The organism is Spirillospora sp. CA-294931 (assembly GCF_050946795.1).
Lineage (GTDB): Bacteria > Actinomycetota > Actinomycetes > Streptosporangiales > Streptosporangiaceae > Spirillospora.
In genome coordinates this window covers 6,193,734-6,210,841 of the sequence record NZ_CP192006.1, presented here as the reverse complement: position 1 = coordinate 6,210,841, position 17,108 = coordinate 6,193,734, and the positions used below count along the sequence as shown (strand labels likewise).

At 72.7% G+C, this 17,108-nt stretch carries 17 protein-coding genes; 10 read left to right on the top strand and 7 right to left on the bottom strand.

All coding sequences use genetic code 11. The features are described from left to right. Window positions 1-38: 38 nt before the first annotated feature. From sucB to ACQPY4_RS27845, 3 genes are all read right to left on the bottom strand, one after another. On the bottom strand, window positions 39-1,508 hold the full coding sequence (sucB, locus tag ACQPY4_RS27855; protein ID WP_433325678.1) for a 2-oxoglutarate dehydrogenase, E2 component, dihydrolipoamide succinyltransferase: 1,470 nt from the start codon (window positions 1,506-1,508) through the stop codon (window positions 39-41). 34 nt (window positions 1,509-1,542) lie between these two features. Further along, a complete protein-coding gene (gene lpdA / locus ACQPY4_RS27850; RefSeq protein ID WP_433325676.1) occupies window positions 1,543-2,937 on the bottom strand; it encodes a dihydrolipoyl dehydrogenase in 1,395 nt (464 codons plus the stop codon). A gap of 130 nt (window positions 2,938-3,067) precedes the next feature. Then, complete coding sequence (locus tag ACQPY4_RS27845) at window positions 3,068-4,543, bottom strand: leucyl aminopeptidase (RefSeq protein ID WP_433325674.1); 1,476 nt, start codon at window positions 4,541-4,543, stop codon at window positions 3,068-3,070. 198 nt (window positions 4,544-4,741) lie between these two features. Here ACQPY4_RS27845 and ACQPY4_RS27840 point away from each other — a divergent pair, with 198 nt between their 5' ends. The 6 genes from ACQPY4_RS27840 (at window position 4,742) to ACQPY4_RS27815 (ending at window position 11,474) form a co-directional block, all read left to right on the top strand. Next, entirely contained in the window at window positions 4,742-5,515 is a 774-nt protein-coding gene (locus ACQPY4_RS27840; protein WP_433325672.1) for a GntR family transcriptional regulator, read from the top strand. Window positions 5,516-5,517: 2 nt separating this feature from the next. Further along, window positions 5,518-5,745: a 4Fe-4S dicluster domain-containing protein gene (locus ACQPY4_RS27835; RefSeq protein WP_433325670.1), complete on the top strand. Its 228-nt coding sequence runs from the start codon at window positions 5,518-5,520 to the stop codon at window positions 5,743-5,745. Between the two features lie 8 nt (window positions 5,746-5,753). Further along, window positions 5,754-7,163: an ABC transporter substrate-binding protein gene (locus ACQPY4_RS27830; protein WP_433325668.1), complete on the top strand. Its 1,410-nt coding sequence runs from the start codon at window positions 5,754-5,756 to the stop codon at window positions 7,161-7,163. A gap of 71 nt (window positions 7,164-7,234) precedes the next feature. Further along, the gene (locus ACQPY4_RS27825) at window positions 7,235-8,077 is read left to right on the top strand and encodes an ABC transporter permease (RefSeq protein ID WP_433325666.1); all 843 of its coding nucleotides are present in this window, start codon (window positions 7,235-7,237) and stop codon (window positions 8,075-8,077) included. Further along, complete coding sequence (locus ACQPY4_RS27820) at window positions 8,074-8,790, top strand: ABC transporter ATP-binding protein (protein WP_433325664.1); 717 nt, start codon at window positions 8,074-8,076, stop codon at window positions 8,788-8,790. The genes ACQPY4_RS27825 and ACQPY4_RS27820 overlap by 4 nt, the downstream gene beginning before the upstream one ends. Then, window positions 8,790-11,474: a fumarate reductase/succinate dehydrogenase flavoprotein subunit gene (locus ACQPY4_RS27815; RefSeq protein ID WP_433325662.1), complete on the top strand. Its 2,685-nt coding sequence runs from the start codon at window positions 8,790-8,792 to the stop codon at window positions 11,472-11,474. Before ACQPY4_RS27820 ends, ACQPY4_RS27815 begins: the two co-directional genes overlap by 1 nt. On the opposite strand, the gene ACQPY4_RS27810 is transcribed toward ACQPY4_RS27815, so the two are convergent. Continuing rightward, window positions 11,460-12,200 (bottom strand): adenosylcobinamide-GDP ribazoletransferase, encoded by a 741-nt coding sequence (locus ACQPY4_RS27810; RefSeq protein ID WP_433325660.1) that lies wholly within the window; start codon window positions 12,198-12,200, stop codon window positions 11,460-11,462. The two genes, ACQPY4_RS27815 and ACQPY4_RS27810, sit on opposite strands and share 15 nt — an antisense overlap. Next, entirely contained in the window at window positions 12,197-13,141 is a 945-nt protein-coding gene (locus ACQPY4_RS27805) for a bifunctional adenosylcobinamide kinase/adenosylcobinamide-phosphate guanylyltransferase (protein ID WP_433325658.1), read from the bottom strand. Before ACQPY4_RS27805 ends, ACQPY4_RS27810 begins: the two co-directional genes overlap by 4 nt. A 49-nt stretch (window positions 13,142-13,190) precedes the next feature. On the opposite strand from ACQPY4_RS27805, the gene ACQPY4_RS27800 reads away from it, so the two are divergent. Then, window positions 13,191-13,985 (top strand): DsbA family protein, encoded by a 795-nt coding sequence (locus tag ACQPY4_RS27800; protein ID WP_433325656.1) that lies wholly within the window; start codon window positions 13,191-13,193, stop codon window positions 13,983-13,985. Window positions 13,986-14,035: 50 nt separating this feature from the next. Then, window positions 14,036-14,233, top strand: a complete 198-nt coding sequence (locus tag ACQPY4_RS27795) for a hypothetical protein (protein WP_433325654.1) — start codon at window positions 14,036-14,038, stop codon at window positions 14,231-14,233. 45 nt (window positions 14,234-14,278) lie between these two features. On the opposite strand, the gene ACQPY4_RS27790 is transcribed toward ACQPY4_RS27795, so the two are convergent. Beyond that, window positions 14,279-15,280: an aldo/keto reductase family protein gene (locus ACQPY4_RS27790; RefSeq protein ID WP_433325652.1), complete on the bottom strand. Its 1,002-nt coding sequence runs from the start codon at window positions 15,278-15,280 to the stop codon at window positions 14,279-14,281. Between the two features lie 36 nt (window positions 15,281-15,316). Then, window positions 15,317-15,892: a DUF3043 domain-containing protein gene (locus ACQPY4_RS27785; protein WP_433325650.1), complete on the bottom strand. Its 576-nt coding sequence runs from the start codon at window positions 15,890-15,892 to the stop codon at window positions 15,317-15,319. A 133-nt stretch (window positions 15,893-16,025) separates the two neighbouring features. Between ACQPY4_RS27785 and ACQPY4_RS27780 the strand changes: the two genes are divergently transcribed. After that, window positions 16,026-16,820: a PspA/IM30 family protein gene (locus tag ACQPY4_RS27780; RefSeq protein WP_433325648.1), complete on the top strand. Its 795-nt coding sequence runs from the start codon at window positions 16,026-16,028 to the stop codon at window positions 16,818-16,820. Continuing rightward, on the top strand, window positions 16,817-17,095 hold the full coding sequence (gene pspAA, locus ACQPY4_RS27775) for a PspA-associated protein PspAA (RefSeq protein ID WP_433325646.1): 279 nt from the start codon (window positions 16,817-16,819) through the stop codon (window positions 17,093-17,095). The genes ACQPY4_RS27780 and pspAA overlap by 4 nt, the downstream gene beginning before the upstream one ends. Window positions 17,096-17,108: the final 13 nt, after the last annotated feature.

The following is a 17,108-nucleotide window of genomic DNA, read 5'->3' as shown; positions in this document are numbered from 1 at the left end:
CCGCCCTCGGGGCGGCGGCACACGGCTTTGGATTGGGGTTAGAGGTTGAGGTCGGCTTCGAAGTTGCCTTCTTCCAGGCGGTGCTTGATGGTGCCTAGGAAGCGGGCGGCGTCGGCGCCGTCGATGAGGCGGTGGTCGTAGGTCAGGGCCAGGTAGGCCATGGACCGGACGGCGATGACCTCGCCCAGCTCGGGGTCGTCGATGACGGCGGGGCGCTTGACGACGGCGCCGGTGCCGAGCATGCCGACCTGGGGCTGGTTGAGGATCGGGGTGTCGAACAGCGCGCCTCGGCTGCCGGTGTTGGTCAGCGTGAACGTGCCGCCCGCCAGTTCGTCCGGGCTGACCTTGTTGGTGCGGGTCCGCTCGGCGACGTCGGCGATGCGCTGGGCGAGGCCGCCCAGGTTCAGCTGGCCGGCGTTGTGGATGACCGGGACCATCAGGCCCCGCTCGGGCACGTCGACCGCGATGCCGAGGTTCTCGACGTCGTGGTAGGTGACCTCGTGGGTCTCGCTGTCGATGACGGCGTTCAGCTTCGGGTGGACCTTGAGGGCCTCGATCGTGGCCTGGGCGAAGAACGGCGTGAACGACAGCTTCACGCCCTCGCGGGCCTGGAAGTCGGCCTTCGCCCGGTCGCGCAGCCGCGCGATCTTGGTGAGGTCGATCTCGACCACCGTGGTGAGCTGGGCCGAGATGTGCAGCGACTCGACCATGCGGCGGGCGATGGTCTGCCTGATGCGGGGCATCTTCTGGGTCTGGCCGCGTAGCGCGATCTGGTCGGCGGGCGCGGTGGCCGGGGCCGGACGGGCCGCGGCGGGGGCCGGCTTGCTCGGGGCGGCGGGCGCGGCGGCCGGGGCGGCGGGTGCCGCCGGGGCCTGGGCGGCCTGCTGGGCCGCGCGGGCGGCCTCCAGGACGTCCTGCTTGCGGATGCGGCCGCCGACGCCGGTGCCCTTGACCGTGGACAGGTCGACGTTGTGCTCGGAGGCCAGCTTGCGCACCAGCGGCGTGACGTACGGGCCGTCGCCGGACGGTGCCGAGGGCTGCGCCGGGGCGGAGTCCTGCCGGGCGGCCGGGGCGGGAGCCGGCGGCTGCGCGGCCGGCGCGGGCGCCGGAGGTGCGGCCGGGGGCTGCTGGGCGGCGGGCGGCGGCCACGCGGCGGGCGGCGGGGCCTGCTGCGCGGCGGGCTGCTGCGGCTCGGGTTCGGGCTCGGGTTCGGGCTCGGGCTGTGCGGCCTTGGGCTCCTCGGCGGGGGCGGCGCCCTCGCCGCCCTCGCCGCCCTCGCCGATGACCGCGAGTTCGGCGCCGACCTCGACGGTCTCGTCCTCGGCGACCTTGATGCTGCTCAGAACGCCCGAAGCGGGTGAAGGAATCTCGGTGTCGACCTTGTCGGTCGACACTTCGAGGAGCGGCTCGTCCGTCTCGACGTGCTCACCCTCCTTCTTCAGCCAGCGGGTGACGGTGCCCTCGGTGACGCTCTCGCCGAGCTGGGGCATGGTGACGGAGACCGGCATGGCTCTCAGCGACTCCTTCGATCTGTGCCGGCGTTCAGCCGTGCACGTGCAATGGCTTGCCGGCGAGGGCGAGATGCGCCTCACCGATCGCTTCGGACTGGGTCGGGTGCGGGTGGATCAGCTGGGCGACCTCGGCGGGCAGGGCCTCCCAGTTGTAGATGAGCTGACCCTCCGTGATGAGCTCGCCCACGCGGGCGCCCACCATGTGGATGCCGAGGACGGGGCCGTCCACGGCCGCGATCACCTTGACCTCGCCCTGCGTCCCCAGGATCTTGCTCTTGGGGTTCCCCGCCAGGTCGTAGGTGACCGTGTTGATCTCGTATCCCTTGTCCCGCGCCGCCTGGGTGGTGATGCCCACGGAGGCGACCTCGGGGTCGGAGTAGGTGATGCGCGGCACCCCGTCGTAGTCGATCGGCCGCGGGGCGAGCCCGCCGAGCCGCTCGGCCACCAGGATGCCCTCGGCGAAGCCGACATGGGCCAGCTGCGGCGTCGCGACCAGGTCGCCGACCGCCGAGATCGTGGGGACGTTGGTGCGGCAGTACTCGTCGACGGTGACGAAGCCGCGCTCGGTCCGGACGCCCGCGGCCTCCAGCCCGATGTCGTCGGAGACCGGGCCCCGGCCGACGGCGACCAGCAGCAGTTCGGCGTCGATGGTCTTGCCGCCCTCCAGGGTGACGGCGACGCCGCCCTGGGTGGTCTTGACGCTCTCGAACCGCTTGCCGAGCTCGAAGGAGATGCCGCGCTTGCGGAAGGCGCGCTCCAGCCGCTTGGAGCTGGACTCCTCCTCCAGCGGGAGCAGGTGGGGCAGGGCCTCGACGATGGTGACCTCGGAGCCGAACGAGCGCCAGACGCTGGCGAACTCGACGCCGATGACGCCGCCGCCGAGGATGACCACCGAGCCGGGGACGCGGTCGAGTTCGAGGGCGTGGTCGCTGGAGATGACCCGCTGGCCGTCGATGTCGAGGCCGGGGAGCGACTTGGGCCGCGACCCGGTGGCCAGCACGATGTGCTGCCCCTCGACGTCGGTGGACGAGCCGTCGGCCCCGGTGACGCGGACGGTGGACGGTCCGGTGAGCCGTCCCTCGCCCTCGATGATCGTGATGCCCTTCTTGGACTTGATCAGCCCGGTCAGGCCCTTCACGGTGGTGGAGACGATCTTGTCCTTGTAGGCGTTGACGCCCGCGACGTCGATGCCCTCGAAGGTGGCCTTGACGCCGAACGTCGCGGCCTCGCGCGCCTGGTCGGCCACCTCGGCGGCGTGGAGCAGCGCCTTGGTGGGGATGCATCCCCGGTTCAGGCACGTCCCGCCGAGCTTGTCGCGCTCGATGAGCGCCACGGACCGGCCGAGTTCCACGGCGCGCAACGCGCACGCGTAGCCGCCGCTGCCACCACCCAGGACGACGATGTCGAAGGGGCCGCTGTTGCCCACTGGACGCTCCCTTTCGGTGTTTTCGCGATGAAGCTGCCGACGCCCCCGGCGGAGGGGCGCCGCGATCGGGCCCCGCCGTCAAGGGGAAACCTATTCACTTCTACCCGTCGACGCCCGCGGAAGCGTCCTGTTACAGGACGCCCGCCGCGAGGTCTTCGGCGATGACGACCAAAGTACGCGTCGCGGCGCCCGTGCCGCCCTTGGGGGTGTACCCGTAGGGCTCGGCCTTGTTGAACGAGGGGCCCGCGATGTCGAGGTGGGCCCACTTGACGCCGTCGGGGACGAACTCGGCGAGGAAGACGCCCGCGACCAGCATGCCGCCCCAGCGGTCGCCGCTGATGTTGGCGATGTCGGCGACGGCGGAGTCGAGGCCCTTGCGCAGCTCGCCGGGCAGCGGCATGCCCCAGGCGGCCTCGCCCGCGCGTCCGGCCGAGGCGACGACCTTCTCGCGCACGTCGTCGTCGTTGGCCATCACGCCCGCGGTGCGGGTGCCGAGCGCGACCAGCTGCGCGCCGGTGAGGGTGGCGACGTCGACGATGAGGTCGGGGTGGTCTTCGCCCGCGCGGACCAGCGCGTCGGCCAGGACGAGGCGTCCCTCGGCGTCGGTGTTGAGGACCTCGACGGTCTTGCCGCCGTAGATGTGGATGACGTCGGAGGGGCGCTGCGCGGTGCCGCTGGGCATGTTCTCGGCGAGGGCGAGGTAGCCGACGACGTTGACCTTGGGGGCGAGCTTGCCGATCGCGGCCAGCGCGCCGAGGACGGCGCCGGCGCCGCCCATGTCGGACTTCATCCAGTCCATCGCCTCGGCGGGCTTGAGGGACAGGCCGCCGGAGTCGAAGGTGATGCCCTTGCCGACCAGCGCGAGGGTCTTGGTGGCGTCGGGGTGGGTGTAGGCCAGGCGGACCAGGCACGGCGGGTTGGCCGAGCCCTGCCCGACGCCCGCGATGCCGCCGTAGCCGCCCTCGACCAGGGCCTTCTCGTCCAGGACGGTGATCTCAAGCCCGGTCTCGCCCGCGACGCGCCCGGCGATGGAGGCGAACTCCTCGGGGTTGAGGTCGGAGGGCGGGGTGTTGACCATGTCGCGGACCAGCGTGACCGACTCGGCCAGGACGCGGGCGCGCTCGACCGAGGCGGAGTGGTCGCCGGGGAGCGCGAGGACGATCTCGTCGACCGGGCTCTTGTGCTCGCCGGTGCGGTAGTTGCCGAAGCCGTAGTTGCCCAGGAGTGCGCCGAGGGCGACGGCCTCGGTCTCCTCGGCGGAATTCGCGGGCAGGGCAACGGCCACCTTGGCCGAACCGGCCAGGGAGCGCAGCGCGGCGCCCGCGGCGCGGCGCAGCGCCTCGGCGTCGGGGTTCTCGCCGAGGCCCACGGCGACGACGACCGGGGCGGGCAGCGTGCCCAGGGTGGGAAGCTTGGTGATCTCACCGGCCTTGCCGGTGGCGCCCAGTGCCTTCAGCGCTTCCGCGAGCTTCCCGCCGAACGCGCCGTCGAGGTCGTGGACCCCGGAGGCCGGGGCGATCCCGGGGCCGTCGGGGGCGACACCGATCACGATCGCGTCGACGTCGAAGGTACTCGCTGCTGCGCCGTCAAGGCTGATGCTCGTCACGTAGGACGATGTTAGTCCTCCTCGTGACCGGTTTCGCCCCCGAAGTGGATCTTCCTCGGGGGCGTTTTCCGGCCTCGGGGGTGGCGGAACGGCGATCTTGCCGGGCTCCGGCGCAGGTCCCGAGGCATTTCCCGCCGCCCGGGGTGGCGTGATCCGCCCGCTATTCAGCTATTCCTACTTATTTAGTAGGTTACCGCCGTGACCAGGAACGACATCAGCTCGGCGGCCCTCTCCCTCACCGACGCCCGGCGGCTGCGCGCCGACCGGGCCCGGCAGGTGGCCGACGTCCTGCGGCGGCGGGTCCTCTCCGGGGAGTTCCGCTCGGGACCGCTGCCCTCCGAGGCCGACCTCGTCGGTGAGTTCGGCGCCTCCCGCAACACCGTCCGCGACGCGCTCGACCTGCTGCGCGCGGAGGGCCTGGTCGAGCGCTGTCCGGGCGTCGGGACGATCGTGGTCAGCCAGAAGTACCCGCACGGCCTGGAGCGGCTGCTCGGCCTGGCCGAGACGCTCCGCGAGCACGGCGAGGTGGTCAACCAGGTCCGCACGACCGGGCTGATCGACCCGCCCCGGGAGATCGCGGCCCGGCTGCGGCTGCCCGCGGGCGAGCCGGTGGTCTACATCGAACGGTTGCGGCGCCTCAACGGCCTGCCGCTCTCGCTCGACCTCACCTACGTGGCCCGCGACCTGGGCGAGCCGCTGCTGGAGCACGACCTGGCCTCCACCGACATCTTCGTCCTGCTCGAACGGATCGCGGGCCAGAGCCTGGGCCACGGCGAGATCACCGTCGAGGCCGTCAACGCCGACCCGCACCTGGCCGCGACGCTGGAGGCCCCGAGGGGCGCCGCGCTGCTCATGGTCGAGCGGCTCGCCCATCTGGCCGACGGCCGCCCGGTCGACCTGGAGTTCATCCGCTTCCGCGGTGACCGCATCACGATGGGCGGCACCCTGCGCCGCCCCGACCCCTGGAGTTAGCGATGTCCCTGGTGGAGAACCGCGCCGACGTCCCCGTGACGGTCGACGAGGCCCTGTGCGTCGACGGCTGCACGCTGTGCGTCGACGTCTGCCCGCTGGACGCCCTGGCCATCCACCCCGAAACGGGCAAGGCCTACATGCACGTGGACGAGTGCTGGTACTGCGGCCCGTGCGCCGACCGCTGCCCCACGGGCGCCGTGACCGTCAACATGCCGTATCTCCTGAGGTGAGGGACCCGATGAAACGCACGACGGCGGCGGCCGCCGCCCTGATCCCGGTTCTGGCCGGATGCACCGTGGCCGGGAACGCGGCGGGCGGGGGAGACGCCATCAAGATCGTCGTGGGCTACCAGTCCAAGACGATCAACACGGTCACGGCGGGGACGCTGCTGCGCTCGCTGGGCTACTTCGAGAAGCGGCTGGACGCCCTCGGACGCTCCGAAGGCAAGAAGTACTCCGTCGTCTGGCAGGACTACGACACCGGCGCCCCGATCACCGCCCAGATGCTGGCCGGGAAGATCGACATCGGCTCGATGGGCGACTACCCCCTGCTCATCAACGGCTCGCGGGCGCAGGCCCAGGGCGGCGACGCCCGCACCGAGCTGGTCTCGGTGACCGGTTACAACCGGCGCGGCTCGCTCAACGGCGTCGTGGTCGCGGGCGACTCCCGCGCCAGGACGCTGCGCGACCTGAAGGGCGAGAAGGTCTCGGCGAGCGTCGGCTCGGCCGGACACGGGACGCTCGTCCAGGCCCTGGAGAAGTACGGCATGGACGCCGGGGACGTCAAGGTCGAGAACCAGCAGCCCTCGGTCGGCTCGTCCGCCCTGGAGTCGGGCGGCGTCGCGGCGCTCGCGCAGTTCGTGGCCTGGCCGGGGCTGCTGGTGAACAAGGGCCAGGCCAGGCTGCTGTACGACGGGGGCGACCTGGACGTCCCGACCTTCCACGGCGTCGTCGTCCGCAAGGCGTTCGCGGGGGAGAAGGGCAAGGTGCTCCAGGCGTTCCTGGGCGCGCAGATCGAGGCGACGCGGTACCTGCACGCCGATCCGGTCAAGGCGGCCGAGTCCGTGGCCTCGACGACCGGGCTCCCGCCCGAGACCGTCTATCTCTACAACGGCCGGGGCGGCGTCGCGACGTTCGACACCACGATCAAGAAGCCGCTCCGGGACGCGCTGTCCCACGACGTCCCGTTCCTGAAGTCGATCGGGGTGATCCGGTCGCCGCTGGACGTCGGGCCCTTCGTCAACGACGCCTACATCCGGCAGGCGTACGGGCCCGCCTACGACCGGGACGCGGTCTCGACCGTGAACCCGGCCGCCATCAAGGGCACCGACCCCGTATGCAAGAAGCCCGTCGGTGACGACGCGGGGGAGATCTGGGTGGACGGCGAGGCCGTCACCCGCCCGTCCGCCGGGCCCGGCTGCCTGCTCAAGGGCGTCCGGGAACTACGGGCCCAGGGTAAGAAGGTCAGGGCCGCCTACATCCCCGACCCCACGACCGGCACCCGCTGGTTCGCCGACAAGTCGGTCTGGGTCGAAGGGCCCGGCAAATCCTTCACGCCCTTCGCCACCCGGGAGCACGCCGACAAGCACCTCGCCGCCCGTCCCGGCACCCGGATCGTCACCTACGACGAGGCGGTGGCGCGCGCATGACCCGTCCACGCACGACGAGCCGTCCACGCACGACGACCGGGCCGCGCACGGCGACCCGGCCGCGTCCGAGCATGCCTGACGCGGGCCCGCCCGGCCGGTCGCGCGAGAACCGCCGGCGTCCGGCCGGAGCGCGGTCGTCCCGGCCGCGCCTGTTCAACACGGCGCTCGGCGCGGTCGCGCTCGGCGCCGCGCTGACGGCCTGGCACGTGCTGACCGCCGCCGACGTCCGGTTCTGGATGCGGTTCGACCGCTTCCCCGGCCCGGCCGAGGTGGCGCGGGAGTTCGGGCGCCAGCTCCAGAGCGCGCAGTTCTACGGCGACATGGCGCAGAGCCTGGTGCGCATCCTGTCGGGGTTCGCGCTGGCCGCCGTGCTGGGCGTCGCGCTCGGCATCGCGGTCGCGCGCTCGCGGTGGACGGCCGGCCTGCTCCAGCCGCTGTTCGAGGTCGTCCGCCCGATCCCGGCGATCGCGCTGGTGCCGGTCGCGATCCTGCTGTTCCCCGCCAACGAGCAGGGCATCGTGTTCATCACGTTCGCGGCGGCGTTCTTCCCGATCCTGGTCAGCACCCGCCACGCCGTCCGCGCCCTGCCCACCGCGTGGGAGGAGGGCGTCCGCACGCTGGGCGGCGGCAGGCCGCGCGTGCTGCTGGGCGTCGTGCTCCCCGGGGTCCTGCCCGGCGTGTTCGGCGGCCTGTCGGTCGGCATGGGCGTGGCCTGGATCTGCGTGATCTCCGCCGAGATGATCTCCGGCGACTACGGCGTCGGCTACCGCACCTGGGCGGCCTACACGATCGTCGACTACCCGGCCGTCCTGGTCGGGATGGTCACCATCGGCCTGCTGGGCCGTCTCACCGCCGGTGCCGTGGAGCTCGCCGGGCGCCGTCTCACCCGATGGCTGCCGAGGGAGGCGCCGTGACAGCGCTCAGAGCCGAGGGGGCCGCGCTCGCCTACGGCGACCGCGCCGTGATCACCGGGCTCGATCTGGACGTGGCCGAGGGCGAGGTCCTGGCTGTCCTCGGGCCGTCCGGATGCGGGAAGTCCACACTGCTGCGGGCGTTCGCCGGGCTGCTCCCGGTCGCCGCCGGGCGCGTCCTGGCGGGCGGCGTCCCCATCACCGGCCCCGGCCGCGACCGGACGCTGATCTTCCAGGACGACGCCCTGCTGCCCTGGCGCAGCGCCCGCCGCAACGTCGAGCTCGCGCTGGCCGTCCGGGGTGTCCCCCGGGGCGAGCGCCGCGACCAGGCCAGGAGCTGGCTGGAGCGCGTCGGGCTCGGCGAGGCGGCCGAGCGGCTGCCGCGCGCGCTTTCGGGCGGGATGCGCCAGCGCGTCCAGCTGGCGCGGGCGCTGGCGGCCGAGCCCCGCGCGATCCTCATGGACGAGCCGTTCGGCGCGCTGGACGCCCAGACCCGGGCCGCCATGCAGCGCCTGCTGCTCGGCGTCCTGCGCGACGCGCCCGCGACCGTCGTCTTCGTGACCCACGACGTGGACGAGGCCCTGCTGATCGGCGACCGGATCGTCGTGCTCGGCCCGTCCGGCGTCACCGCCGAGTTCTCCCCGGGGGACGACCCGCGCGGCCCGATCCTCGCCGAACTCGGCGCCCTCGAACCCCTCAAGGAAGAGGTCGGCTGATGGAGATCCCCTCCGTGACCGAGCGCCGGGAGCTGCGCTGCGACGTCCTGGTCATCGGCGGCGGCACCGCCGGGACGATGGCCGCGATCACCGCCGCCGAGAAGGGCGCGTCCGTCCTGCTGCTGGAGAAGGCCCATGTCCGGCATTCGGGAGCGCTCGCCATGGGCATGGACGGCGTGAACAACGCCGTCATCCCCGGCAAGGCCACCCCTGAGGACTACGTCGCCGAGATCACCCGCGCCAACGACGGGATCGTCGACCAGTCGACCGTCCGGCAGACCGCCACCCGGGGCTACGCCATGGTCCGGCGGCTGGAGGGCTACGGCGTGAAGTTCGAGAAGGACGAGCACGGCGAGTACGCCGTCCGCCGCGTCCACCGGTCCGGGTCGTACGTGCTGCCCATGCCGGAGGGCAAGGACGTCAAGAAGGTGCTCTACCGGGTGCTGCGGCGCCGCTCGATCCGCGAGAAGGTGACGATCGAGAACCGGGTGATGCCGGTGCGCGTCCTCACCTCGGGCGGGCGAGCCGTGGGCGCCGCCGGGTTCGACACCCGCAGCGGCGCGTTCGTGACCGTCGCGGCGGGCGCGGTGATCCTGGCGACCGGGGCGAGCGGGCGGCTGGGCCTGCCCGCCAGCGGCTACCTCTACGGGACGTACGAGAACCCGACCAACGCGGGGGACGGCCACGCCATGGCCTACCACGCCGGGGCCGAGCTGAGCGGCATCGAGTGCTTCCAGATCAACCCGCTGATCAAGGACTACAACGGGCCCGCCTGCGCCTACGTCGCCAACCCGTTCGGCGGCTACCAGGTCAACGCGCGCGGCGAGCGGTTCGTCGACAGCGACTACTGGTCCGGGCAGATGATGGCCGAGGTGAAACGCGAGATCGACTCCGCCCGGGGGCCGATCTACCTCAAGCTCAGCCATCTGCCCGACGAGACCGTCAGCGAGCTCGAAGGCATCCTGCACACCACCGAGCGGCCCACCCGGGGGACCTTCCACGCCGGACGCGGCCACGACTACCGAACCCACGACGTCGAGATGCACATCTCGGAGATCGGGCTGTGCGGCGGGCACTCGGCCTCGGGCGTCTGGGTGGACGGCGACGCCCGCACGACCGTCCCGGGGCTCTACGCGGCGGGCGACCTGGCCTGCGTCCCGCACAACTACATGATCGGCGCGTTCGTCTTCGGCGACCTGGCCGGGGCGCACGCCGCCGAGTCCGCCGCACCCGCCCCGGGGCCCCTGCCCGAAGACCAGGTCACGGCGGCCCACGAGCTGATCTACCGGCCGCTGCGCAACCCCGGCGGCCCGCCGCAGCCGCAGGTCGAGTACAAGCTGCGCCGCTTCGTCAACGACTACGTCGCGCCGCCCAAGACCGGCGCCAAGCTCGCCATCGCCGTCGAGACGTTCACCCGGATGGAGGGTGAGATCGCCTCGATGGGGGCGCGGACGCCGCACGAGCTGATGCGCTGCGCCGAGGTCACCTTCATCCGCGACTGCGCGGAGATGGCGGCCCGCTCGTCCCTGGTCCGCTCCGAGAGCCGCTGGGGCCTCTACCACGACCGCGCCGACCTGCCCGAACGCGACGACGCGGAGTGGTTCTACCACCTCAACCTGCGGCGCCGGGACGACGGCGCGATGGAGTTCGTCAAGCGTCCCGTCGCCCCGTATGTGGTGCCCGTGCCCGAATTCGAGGTGCCCGAGGGCAACGTGCCCGTCGTTCTCACGCAGCCGGCCGCCGCGCCCGCCGCGACGCCCACCGCGTCCCCGGCGCCGGTCAGGGCCGCGCCGATCGGCCGCTCACCCCGCCTGGTCGAGCTGCTGGAGCTCGCCGAGACGGGCCCCGACCTGGACGCCATCGCCCCCTACCTGGCCGACGCCGACCCGAAGGTGCGGCGCGCGGCCGTCGCGACGCTCACCGAGACCGTCCCGCCGGGGGTGGAGGGCGCCCTGGCGGCGGCCCTGCTCGACGGGCACGGCTCGGTGCGGCGCGCCGCCGCGACGGCGCTGCGCGAACTGGTCGAGGTGCTCCCGGCCACGCCCGCCCTGCGCGCGGCCCTCGCGCCCGCCCTGGACAGCGGCGACGCCCAGGTCCGGGCGGTCGTCCTGGACGTCCTGCGCGCCCTCCGCCTGGGCGCCCCGGAGACCTTCGCCGCCGCGCTCGGCGACGAGGACCATCGCGTCCGGATCCAGGCCGTGCGGGGCCTGGTCGCCCACGACGACGCCCCCGCGATCGCCCGCGCCGCCCTCGACCCCGCCCGCGAGGTCAGGGTCGCCGTCGCGCACGGGCTCGGCACCGTCGGGGCGCCCACCGGGGCCGCCGCGCTCGCCGGTCTCGTCCGCGACCGCGACCCGGTGGTCAGGGGCGCGGCCCTGGAGGCGCTCGCCGGGATCGGCTGCCCGGCACCGCTCGCGGGCGCGGCGGTCGAGGCCCTGGGCGACCCCGCCTGGCAGGTGCGCACGGGAGCCGCGCGCGGGCTCGCCGCCGCCGACCCGTCGGTCGCGACCGTCCCGCTGGTCAAGGCCCTGGACGACCCGCACCTCGACGTCCGCAAGGCCGCCGTCCTGGCCCTGGCCGGACGGCCCGGCGAACCGGACGTGGCCGAGGCCCTGCGCGCGGCGCTCGACGACACCGACGCCGACGTCCGCGCCTATGCCCGGCGAGCGCTAGGCGGCGGCTAGGACGATCAGCGCCGTGGTCGTGGCGGTCTCGACCAGGGCGCCCATGACGTCCCCGGTGATCCCGCCCAAACGCCGGACGGCATGCCTCAGCAGCAGCAGGGCCGACGCGAGCCCCGCCAGCACCGCCACGGGGCCGTACGGGCTCCAGGTCACCAGGGACGCGGCCACCACGACTGCGGTCACGACCACGGCCGTGCGGGTCGCGACCGTTCCCGCGACGAGGGCGCCCAGCCCACCGGGACGCGCGGAGGGCACCGGGCGGCGGCAGGCCCACGGAAGCGCGGTCCGCCCGGCGACGGCCGCGACGATCACGGCGACGGGGGCGTCCGGCGCCGAGGCCAGGGCCGCCACCTGGATCATCAGCGTGAGCAGCAGCGTCACGACGCCGAACGGCCCGATGTCCGAGCGCTTCATGATCGCCAGCGCGTCGCCGGCCGGCCGGCCGCTGCCCAGGCCGTCGGCGAGGTCGGCGAGACCGTCCAGATGCAGCGCCCGCGTCACGACGGCCATCGCGCCGACGGCCAGCGCGGCCCGCAGGAGGGGGCTCAGCCCGGCCAGATCGCCCGCCATCAGCACCAGCGCCGCCGCGCCGCCGACGATCAGCCCGGTCAGCGGCGCCAGCGCCATCGCCCGCCGCGCCACGCCCCCGTCCACGCGGACCTCACCGGAGGGCACGACCGTCAGCAGCGACACCGCGAGCCGGAGCCCGGCGATCCAGCCCCTCACCCCAGCTCCATGACCCGGCCCGCCACGACCAGGGCGGTCTCCTCGGACTCGGCGGCCAGGCGCTGGTTGAGGTGGCCGAGCAGGTCGCGGAAGGCGCGTCCCGACGGCGTGGTCGGGACCAGGGACAGGCCGACCTCGTCGCTCACGGCCACCACGAGCGCGGACGTCGAGCGCCAGGCGTCCACCAGCTCCTCGACGCGGGGGAGCGCGGCGCCGGGGTTCTCCCACGCGTCCGCCGCGCCCATGACGGCGGCGAGCCAGGTGCCGATGCCGTCGACCAGCACCGCGCCCGCCTCGGTCGCGAGGGCCCCGGCCAGATCGGTGGTCTCGACCGTCCGCCACCACGACGGACGGCGCCCTCGGTGCGCCTCCACGCGGGCCCGCCACTCGGCGTCGTCCGGACGCGGCTCGCTCGTCGCCAGATAGGTCACCGACGGGTGCGCGAGAAGCCTGCGCTCGGCCTCGGCCGACTTGCCCGACCGCGATCCGCCGAGCAGCAGCGTCCGGTGCGGACCCTCGGCCGGACGGCGCCAGTAGCCCATCCGCCGCTCCAGTTCCTCCAGGGACGGGACGCGGTGGTCCACATGAACGGCGAAGACCTCGGTCGCGGCGGTGACCGCGCCCAGATGCCGCAGACGCCCGAGATGCTCGGGACTCCCGGCCAGATCGAGCAGCACCGCGTCGTAGACCGCGCCCCCGACCGGTTCCGGACACGCCCCCGGGCCGGACGCCACCAGCACGCGTCCTCCACCCGGGGCGGACACCTCCCACCCACCCGGCACCTCGACGCGAGGGCAATCGTCCAGCGGGACACCATCGGCGAACGCCAGAGTGGGTTCGTGACGGACGCCGGAGGAGCGCAGCCGGTTGCAGGAGGCGCAGCGGCAGCCGGGCGCGGGCCAGCCGTCCCGGGCGGCCAGACCGCGCAACTCGATGTTCATAGCCGAGACCATAGAGTTCGCAGTGATCGTCGTCGTGAGGAGTCCCCCGGTGAGCCAACCGCCCAACGCCCCCTGGCCGCAGCAGCCCGGCCAGCCCTGGATGCCGCCGCCCCCGGCCCCGCCCAAGCGGGGGAACACCGGGGTGGTGATCGCCGTCGTCGCCGGAGTGGCCCTGGTCGCGCTGATCGCCGTCGGCGTGGCCGTGGTGGCGCTGCGCGACGGGGAAGGAAAGAGCCAGGCCGCGGACGTCGAGCTGCGGGTCGGCCAGATCGCGGGCGGCGCCGAGGCCCGTCCCGGCCAGGACGGCAGCCTGGCGATGGCCCGTCCCGGCGTGGAGCGTCCGCTGGTGGAGGTCTACGAGGACTTCGCGTGCCCCTCGTGCGGGAAGTTCGACGAGAAGCACGACCCGATGCTCAAGGAACTGGCCGTCGGCGGCAAGGCCAAGGTCGTGTTCCGGCCCATGGTCATCTTCGGCGAGGGCACCGAGCCGATGCACGGCAACTCGCTGCGCGCGGCGTCCGCCCTGCGCTGCCTCGGCGACGGCGCCCGCTGGCTGTCCTACCAGGACGTTCTCTACGACCACCAGCCTCCCAGCGAGACGACCCGGGGATACGAGACCGCCGACCTGGTCTCCTACGCGCGGCCCCTCGGCGTGACCGGCGCGGACTTCGAGAAGTGCGTCAAGGAGCAGCGGCAGGCCGACCGGGTTCGCGCGGCGAGCAAGGGGTACCTCTCCGCCGGGATCCAGGGCACGCCGTCCGTCCGGGTCAACGGGCGGACGCTGTCCACCAGCGACACCCAGACTCCGGAGGCCATGCGCCGCGCGATCGAGTCCGCCGGCTGATCAAGAGCGTTAGTGTCGTGTACAGGCGAGTCAGGGAGGGGCGCGGGGCGATGGCGTGGAGCTGGCGTTTGGAGAAGGCCGACGGGCAGGTGGTCGGCATGGCCGAGGAGTCTTTCACCACGCAGGCCGACGCGGAGACGTGGCTGGGCGAGAACTGGCGCTCCCTGCGCGAGGACGGAATAGACAAGGTCACCCTCCTGGAGGGGGACGAGGTCGTCTACGACATGAGCCTGCACACCGCAGGCTAAAACCACCCACCCGGGGGCGTGGCGTGCCGCGCCCCCGGGGGCCGGTCAGGGGCGGGTGGACGGGCTGATGGTGCGGGACGGGTCGCGCTCGACGAACGGGCCGAGCACGTCGTCGATCTTCTTCAGGACGTCGGCGTCCAGCCTGACCCCGGCGGCCTTGACGTTGTCGCGCACCTGCTCGGGACGGGACGCGCCCACGATGGCCGAGGCCACGTTCGGGTTCTGCAGCACCCACGCGATCGCGAGCTGGGCCATGCTCAGCCCCAGGTCTCCGGCGATCGGCCGCAGTTCCTGCACCCGGGTGAGCAGGTCGTCGTCCAGGTAGCGGCCGATCATGTCGGAGCCGCCCTTGTCGTCGGTGGCGCGCGACCCCTCGGGCCGCGGCTGCCCCGGCTTGTACTTGCCCGTCAGGACGCCCTGCGCGATCGGCGACCAGACGATCTGGCCGATGCCCTCGCGCTCGCAGACCGGGACGACCTCGGACTCGATGACCCGCCAGAGCATGGAGTACTGCGGCTGGCTGGAGACGATCCGGTCGAAGCCCATCTCGTCGGCGATCCTCAGGGCCCGCTCGATCTCGTCGGCCCGCCACTCCGAGACGCCGACGTACAGCACCTTGCCCTGCCGGACGAGGTCGTCGAACGCCCGCAGGGTCTCCTCCAGCGGCGTCTCGTAGTCGAACCGGTGCGCCTGGTACAGGTCGACGTAGTCGGTCTTCAGCCGCCGCAGCGACGCGTGGATCGACTCGAAGACGTGCTTGCGCGACAGCCCCCGGTCGTTCTGGCCCGGACCGGTCGGGAAATAGACCTTGGTGAAGATCTCCAGGCCCTCGCGGCGGCGGCCGGTGAGGGCGCGTCCGAGGACCTCCTCGGCGCGGGTCCCGGCGTACACGTCCGCGGTGTCGAAGGTCGTGATCCCCTCGTCGAGGGCGGCCTCCACACAGGCGAGGGCGGCGTCCTCCTCGACCTGGGAGCCGTGGGTGAGCCAGTTGCCGTACGAGATCTCGCTGATCTTGAGGCCGCTGCGGCCGAGACGTCGAAACTCCATGTCCCGAGACTAGCCGGGCAAGATCAGCCCCCTCGATCAGACCTTGGACTTCTCCCCGGGCTTCACCTGCGGCTTGGGCATGCGCATCGGACGCAGCTGCATGGCGCGCATCGCGGCGTAGAGGCCGACGCCCTTGGCGTCCTCCCCGGGGAACCGCTCGGCGGCCAGCTTCTTGATGGCCCGGCTGATCAGCAGGCCCTCGATGAACACCGCCGCCAGCAGGACCGGCGGGGCGAACAGCACCAGCAGCTTGGCGGCCAGCACCGGCAGCAGGCTCAGCGCGACGATCGCGAACATGCCGTACATGAGGTACGAGCCGATCGTCCGGCGGGCGTCGACGTAGTCGCGGGCCAGCTTGCGCACCGGGCCGCGGTCGCGCTTGAGAAGGTACTTCTCGTCGCCCTTGGCCATGCCCTCCTTGGCCTTGGCGCGCTCGGCGGCCTGCCTCTCCCGCGTCTTGCGATAGGCCTCCTTGCGGCTGGCCGGTGCGGTGATCGGCTGGCGGCGCGCCTTTTCGGCGTCCTTGCGTTTGGGCGTGGGACGGCCCTTTCCTCCCGGCTTTGCTACCTGAGGAGGATTCTCGGGGGCTTCCTGGGTACGACGTCGGAACACAGAGATCAGCCTACCGGCTGCGAACATCGTGGCTGCCTCGCGCGTTAACGCGTAGGGTGATATGAACCCCAGCAGTGGTCATTGAGCCCAGTTTGTGACTGAGTACGGCACACGAAGGGACCGGCGCCGCGCGATGAGCGTGATGAAGCGAATGTCGATGATCTTCAAGTCCAAGGCGAACAAGGCCCTGGACAAGATGGAAGATCCTCGCGAGACCCTGGACTACTCCTACCAGCGCCAGCTGGAGATGCTGCAGAAGGTCCGTCGGGGTGTTGCCGACGTCGCCACCTCGCGCAAGCGTCTCGAGCTGCAGATCAACCAGTTGGAATCGCAGCACAACAAGCTGACCGAGCAGGGCAAGAAGGCCCTGCAGGTCGGCCGTGAGGATCTGGCCCGCGAGGCGCTGACGCGGCGCTCGGGCCTCGACTCGCAGATGAGCGATCTGCGGGCGCAGTACCAGCAGTTGCAGGGCGAGGAGGAGAAGCTGACGCTGGCCTCCCAGCGCCTGCAGGCCAAGGTCGACTCCTTCCGCACCCGCAAGGAGACGATCAAGGCCACCTACACGGCCGCCGAGGCGCAGACCAAGATCAACGAGGCGTTCAGCGGCATCTCCGAGGAGATGGGCGACGTCGGTCTGGCGATCCAGCGCGCCGAGGAGAAGACCGAGACGATGAAGGCCCGGGCGGGGGCGATCGACGAGCTGCTGGCCTCCGGCGCGCTCGAAGACTTCTCCGGTCCCAAGGACGACATCCAGGCCGAGCTCGACCGCATGGCCAGCGGACCCGGCGTCGACCTGGAGCTTGAGCAGCTCAAGGCCGAGCTGGGCCAGGGGCCCGCGGCCAAGGAGCTCAACCCGGGAACCCCGAACTCCCAGCCGCGGCAGCAGGACACCCCCCAGGCCAAGCCGACCGATTGGGGTGCTCAGTGATCGTCCGGATCATGGGGGAGGGGCAGCTCCGGGTCGCGGACGCCGACCTCGGCGAGCTGAACAAGCTCGACGACGTCCTGGAGGCGGCGATCGAGTCCGGCGACGAGGCGTCGTTCCGCACGGCGCTGCATTTGCTGCTCGACAGCGTCCGGGGGGTCGGGGAGGTGCTCAGCGAAGACAGCCTGGAGCCGTCCGACCTGATCCTGCCGCCCGCCGACGCCGAGATGGACGAGGTCAAGGCGATGCTGGGCGACGAGGGGCTCATCCCGGACTGATCACGCCGGGTCC